This window comes from Shewanella sp. 11B5, assembly GCF_002836795.1.
In the GTDB taxonomy this organism is placed as follows: domain Bacteria; phylum Pseudomonadota; class Gammaproteobacteria; order Enterobacterales; family Shewanellaceae; genus Shewanella; species Shewanella frigidimarina.
The window spans coordinates 1-5,767 of record NZ_PJAP01000511.1; the positions used below are offsets into that span (position 1 = coordinate 1).

The following is a 5,767-nucleotide window of genomic DNA, read 5'->3' on the forward strand; positions in this document are numbered from 1 at the left end:
AACCCTATCGAGAATTAAAACACTTAACAAGTTAGGCATTGGTTGATTGGCTATCACCGGGTGAATAGAAGCCCCATTATCGCGCATCAACATGTCACACTGGCGCTATTATGGCGATGTTAACGTCGTAAAGTGACCATTAAGCCCCACTTTTGTTCAAATAAACATCATACGCACAGCATTAGTGCAATTATGGCTTTTAGTGGTATTTGATTATGAAATCTTAAAAAAAATAGCCATAATCTAGATAAAAATAAAGATACTTCAGCGAAGTGATGGTTTCACAATACATTACTCAAACAAAAAGATATTTAAAAGAGATAAAATCATTAAAATAGCCATATTTATGATGTTATCTCAAAAAACATGCTTGGCAGTTAACGAAAATGCTGGCAAAGTAGGAACCAGATAAAGATTAGCCAACGCTGCTGGAGCCGTATTATGTGTTCAATATTTTCAATTTTAGACATCAAAACTGATGCAAGTAAACTTCGCCAAGTGGCGTTAGAAATGTCAAAACTACTGCGTCACCGCGGCCCAGATTGGTCTGGCATATATGCTGATGACAAAGCCATTTTAGCGCATGAACGTTTATCGATTGTTGACGTTGACCACGGAGCGCAACCGCTTATCAGCCTTGATGGCAACATAGTATTAGCCGTAAACGGTGAAATTTATAACCACAAGCAGTTAAAAGCTCAGCTAGGTGACAAATACCAGTATCAAACCAACTCAGACTGCGAAGTGATCTTGTCACTGTACCAAGAATACGGTTGTGACTTTTTAGACAAACTGAACGGTATCTTCGCATTCGTACTGTATGACAAAGCCAAAGGCACTTACTTAATCGGTCGCGACCACATGGGCATTATCCCACTTTATACAGGTCTAGATTCGTCTGGTAACTTCTACGTTGCCTCTGAAATGAAAGCATTAATGCCCGTATGTAAAACAGTTGAAGAGTTTTACCCTGGACAGTATTTATATTCTGCTGACAGTAAACCAACCCAGTATTATCACCGTGACTGGCGCGATTTTGACGCCGTTAAAGATAACCCAGCTAGCATTGAAGAATTACGTGAAGCATTAGAAGCAGCGGTAAAACGCCAGTTAATGTCTGATGTTCCTTACGGAGTATTATTGTCTGGTGGCCTAGATTCATCAGTGATTTCTGCCATTACACAAACATATGCAAAACACCGGATTGAAAACGACGGCGAAACAGGCGCATGGTGGCCACAACTGCATTCATTTGCAGTAGGGTTAGCTGAGTCTCCTGATTTGGTCGCGGCGCAAAAAGTGGCAGATGCTATTGGTACAATTCATCACCCTATTGTGTATACCTTCCAAGAAGGCTTAGATGCGATTAAAGAAGTGATTTATCACTTAGAAACTTACGACGTAACCACTATTCGTGCCGCTACGCCAATGTATTTAATGGCACGTAAAATTAAAGCCATGGGCATTAAAATGGTGTTGTCTGGCGAAGGTGCTGACGAACTATTTGGTGGTTATCTGTATTTCCATAAAGCGCCTAACGCCCAAGCGTTCCATGAAGAATTAGTGCGTAAGCTTGATAAGCTGCATTTATTTGATTGCTTGCGTGCCAACAAAGCCATGGCAGCATGGGGACTTGAAGCGCGTGTGCCTTTCTTAGATAAAGAGTTTATTGACGTAGCAATGCGCATCAACCCTGAAGCGAAGATGTCTAAAGATGGTCGCATCGAGAAGCACATTTTACGTCAAGCGTTTGAGCACAAATTACCAAAAGAAGTGGTATGGCGCCAAAAAGAACAGTTCAGTGACGGCGTAGGTTACTCGTGGATTGATGGCTTAAAAGCCCATGCAGCAGAAAACGTAGATGACGTGCAATTTGCTAACGCAAAATTCCGTTTCCCATACAACACGCCAGAGTCGAAAGAAGCCTATTTCTACCGCAGCTTCTTTGAAGAGTTTTTCCCATTAGCCAGTGCCGCTGAAACAGTGCCAGGTGGAAAAACCGTTGCGTGTTCAACCCCTGAAGCACTATTGTGGGATGCAAGTTTACAAGGACTTAACGACCCATCGGGCCGCGCAGTTAAAAATGTTCACGCTAGCGCATATTAGATTTACGTGTTCTGTTCTTAAAATGTAAACGCATTTCAAGAACTGATGGCATTAACAGAAAAGCACACCAATTAATGGTGTGCTTTTTATTTTAAAAAATTACGACTTAAAAAAGTTTATATATAATTAGTCATTTTGTGACATTTTTTTATTGAGATGAATAGTGCCAGTTTCTTTTCTCTTCTTGATTTTTATGTTGATAAGTTCCACCGTTAACGAGAATGCCATTGCAAAATAGATGTACCCTTTTGGTACATGGAAATCGAGACCCTCAGCAACTAAAGTGAATCCAATTAACAATAAAAATGACAATGCGAGCATTTTAATCGTCGGATTTTCTTCAACAAATATACTGATTGGTTTGGCGGCGAACAACATCACAATGACAGATAAAACGATAGCAATAACCATTATCGATATATTATCAACCAAGCCAACAGCAGTAATGACTGAATCTAATGAAAATACAATATCGAGAATCGCGATCTGAATTAACACTGAGTAAAAGCCAACTTGTGCAACACCATGAGTTGATTCGGTCGGAATATCAAAGCTCGTATGAATTTCATGAGTTGATTTGGCTAATAAAAATAAACCGCCAAAAATTAAAATCAAATCACGACCTGAAATAGCATTATCTAGCAAGGTAAAAATAGGCTCTACGAGCCCCATGATCCAAAATAAACTTAATAGTAGACCTAATCTAGCTACCATCGCTAAACCTATCCCAATGAGTCTTGCTTTATCTCTTTGATGAACAGGTAACTTTCCAACCACAATCGAGATAAAAATAATATTATCAATACCGAGTACAATCTCGAGTGCTATCAGGGTTAAAAGTGCCACCCATGCTTGCGGATCTGCTATCCATTCGAACATATACTACCTCTATAATTGAATTTCATTGCCATAGGTTACTCTCGCAGAGAATCTACATTAGCCAAAAATCAACCACAATAGACAACATTTGTTTTGTGAAAATATATTTTTTCTAAGCATTTATTTTAAATTTGCTATGAATGATTTTAAAAGTTAGTTTTAAGAAATAAACTTTATTTATATTGAGATACCATGACAGACATCAGCATTTTTAATCTTGAGATGACCGACCGCAGTCAATTAAAACCTAAGCACGATGCCAACGGCTTAACCGTGGTTGAAGTGAAAATAAAACAATATCAATTCAATCGTTTTTTATATCAATTTGTGGGTGCAGCCTGGGAGTGGACAGACAAATTAGCGTTGTCCGATAGTCAATGGCAGGAATACAGCGAAGCGGATAACTTGCATTTATTTGTGGCCTATAAAGACGGTGCACCAGCGGGTTACTTTGAATTACAGCAGCAAGATGATGCAACTGTCGAGATTATGTATTTTGGTTTAGGAGAGCGCTTTATCGGTAAAGGCTTTGGTGGCTATTTACTGACTCAAGCCATTGAACAAGCGTGGTCGCTACCTAACACCCGCCGAGTTTGGGTGCATACTTGCTCGTTAGATCATCCAAGCGCTTTACAAAACTATCAAGCTCGCGGGTTTAGCTTATTTAGAACAGATACCGAACCCAGAACTAACCCAACAGCGGTGTAGCTCAATACGATATGTAGTGATCAACAATTATAGATTAGCGCCCTACTAGCGTTTTTTACGTGCAATAGCGCGTTGTTGTAATGTTTCTAGCAACGCACTTTTTTGTTGTTGGTCCATAGTATGCCAAGCCAAAATCTCATCGAGCGAACGATGACAGCCTAAGCAGATATCACGCTGGTCTAAACAACATTGCCTCACACAAGGTGAGGCAATTTGATTGTCGTTATTCTGACCAGACGGCATATTCGTTACCATTGACGTCGCTAAAATGGAAACGCCTACCGCCAGGAAAACTGAATACGGCTTTGGTGATGAGTCCACCAGCCTGAATGATTTTAGCTTCTGTGGCGGCCAAATCTTGGCTGTAAAGCACAATTAACGGGCTGCCATTTGCTAAGGTGAATTGAGAGTCTGCTTGATAAAAACCACCATCAATTCCGACCTGCAAAAAACAACTGTATTGAGGACCATAGTCTTGAAACTGCCAACCGAAAACCTGAGTAAAAAAGGCTTTGGTTGCGATGAGGTCTTTCACGGGTATTTCTAAATAATTAATACTATGATGTTGACTCATACTCACCTCTGTTACTCTGTTATTTGGCTGACAATATTATATGGTTGACAGTATTATATGGCTGACAGTGCCACAAAAATAATAAGATTGCAGATTAACGTTATTGCTGCAGCAATGCCGCTACGGCACCAATAATACCGCCGAACACACCACCCCACACAACTAACCAACCCAGATGGGTTTTAATCATGTCTTGAATGATTTGTTTCACTAATGCTGGCGTAAGTTCATTTAAACGCTGTTCCACAATATTGGCCACTTTAGCTTGCATGTCTGCGATGACATCCGGCTTTTCAAGCTCATTGACTAAAATAGCATTGAACTCTTCACTTTGAGCCAGTTCAACTAACGACAGTTTCATTTTTTCAATAAACGGCTCTTTCAGTGGGATCAACGCCTCGGTACCACCAAACATCGCTAACATGCCACCAAACGATGACTTTTCGATAGTCGACACTAATGCATCAAATGATGGCGCTAAATCAATCTTTTCAATCACAGGGGTTAAATCAATACTGCTGGCGCTGCTGGTTGTCAAAAAGCGATCGATATTCTCTTGAGTAAAAAATTGCTGCATCATTAAATGTTTAATGCCCGCTTTAAACTCTTCAAATCGTGATGGAACCACACCGGAACCATATAAACCGGGGACTTTTTCAAACAACATATGGATTGCTAACCAGTTGGTTAATGCACCCGACAACGCAAATAACCCTATTGTCATGACGATTTGTTGTTGTAACACATACCCAACCAGCATGAAGATAGCCGCGATAAGGTTGGTTAATACGCTCTTATTCAATCTCTTTTCCTTAACATCTATGATGAAAAAATAATAAAAAACCTCAGCTATTTTATCAGAAATAACTGAGGTCTACATAATTCATCGTTCATCTCAGCGCAGGCTTGATTACCATGGATAATGGCAAACAAATAATACGGATCAATTTACGCCGTACAACTTAAGGATTCAGGTTCGATAGGTACTTGAGAATCATGGTGGTTAATCAATAATACCCCAGTACTTTGTGCCAACAATTGGGCCTTTTGGTACATTTGGCTAACAACATCCTGCTGCTGATATTGAGGTTTTACAAACACATCTTCCAAATACCACACGGGAGCAAGGCGCAATGAAGAAAACGACGGGTACAATTGAATAAAACCCACCATTTCATCGTCTCTGATGGAGACAAAAATCATCGAATCATTTTCGGCCAAGCGGTGCTTCAAAAAATGATGACACGCGGGAAAGTCTGAGGGTTGTTGTAATTGCTGCCGATATAGATCAAATAGCAGGCTCAATGGTTCTAAATCGACGCTCGAAGCTAGACGTATTTGCATTTCTCATCCTTGAAAATAGAATTAAATACCGCGTATGAATATCGCAAGTATTATGCCTATTGAGTGATGGCATCGAGCCACCAGGTTAAAAACAATATGTCACTATAAGTATTTAACGCATAAAACAAAATTAACCGATGTAAAGAAGATAAATAG

The 5,767-nt window shown here is 39.9% G+C and carries 7 protein-coding genes; 2 read left to right on the forward strand and 5 right to left on the reverse strand.

The annotated features are described in order from the left end of the window. Nucleotides 1–441 precede the first annotated feature (441 nt). Nucleotides 442–2,106 (forward strand): asparagine synthase B, encoded by a 1,665-nt coding sequence (gene asnB / locus CXF78_RS12020; RefSeq protein ID WP_102036924.1) that lies wholly within the window; start codon nt 442–444, stop codon nt 2,104–2,106. Between the two features lie 126 nt (nt 2,107–2,232). On the opposite strand, the gene CXF78_RS12025 is transcribed toward asnB, so the two are convergent. Continuing rightward, nucleotides 2,233–2,985 (reverse strand): TerC family protein, encoded by a 753-nt coding sequence (locus CXF78_RS12025; RefSeq protein ID WP_102036925.1) that lies wholly within the window; start codon nt 2,983–2,985, stop codon nt 2,233–2,235. A 192-nt stretch (nt 2,986–3,177) separates the two neighbouring features. On the opposite strand from CXF78_RS12025, the gene CXF78_RS12030 reads away from it, so the two are divergent. Continuing rightward, nucleotides 3,178–3,693 (forward strand): GNAT family N-acetyltransferase, encoded by a 516-nt coding sequence (locus tag CXF78_RS12030; protein WP_011637069.1) that lies wholly within the window; start codon nt 3,178–3,180, stop codon nt 3,691–3,693. A 45-nt stretch (nt 3,694–3,738) separates the two neighbouring features. On the opposite strand, the gene CXF78_RS12035 is transcribed toward CXF78_RS12030, so the two are convergent. The 4 genes from CXF78_RS12035 to CXF78_RS12050 form a co-directional block, all read right to left on the reverse strand. Then, nucleotides 3,739–3,936 (reverse strand): DUF1289 domain-containing protein, encoded by a 198-nt coding sequence (locus CXF78_RS12035; RefSeq protein ID WP_011637068.1) that lies wholly within the window; start codon nt 3,934–3,936, stop codon nt 3,739–3,741. Then, entirely contained in the window at nt 3,917–4,267 is a 351-nt protein-coding gene (locus tag CXF78_RS12040) for a VOC family protein (RefSeq protein WP_011637067.1), read from the reverse strand. Before CXF78_RS12040 ends, CXF78_RS12035 begins: the two co-directional genes overlap by 20 nt. Before the next feature lie 100 nt (nt 4,268–4,367). Beyond that, nucleotides 4,368–5,069, reverse strand: a complete 702-nt coding sequence (locus CXF78_RS12045; protein WP_102036926.1) for a DUF445 domain-containing protein — start codon at nt 5,067–5,069, stop codon at nt 4,368–4,370. Between the two features lie 146 nt (nt 5,070–5,215). Further along, a complete protein-coding gene (locus CXF78_RS12050) occupies nt 5,216–5,611 on the reverse strand; it encodes a GNAT family N-acetyltransferase (protein WP_011637065.1) in 396 nt (131 codons plus the stop codon). Nucleotides 5,612–5,767: the final 156 nt, after the last annotated feature.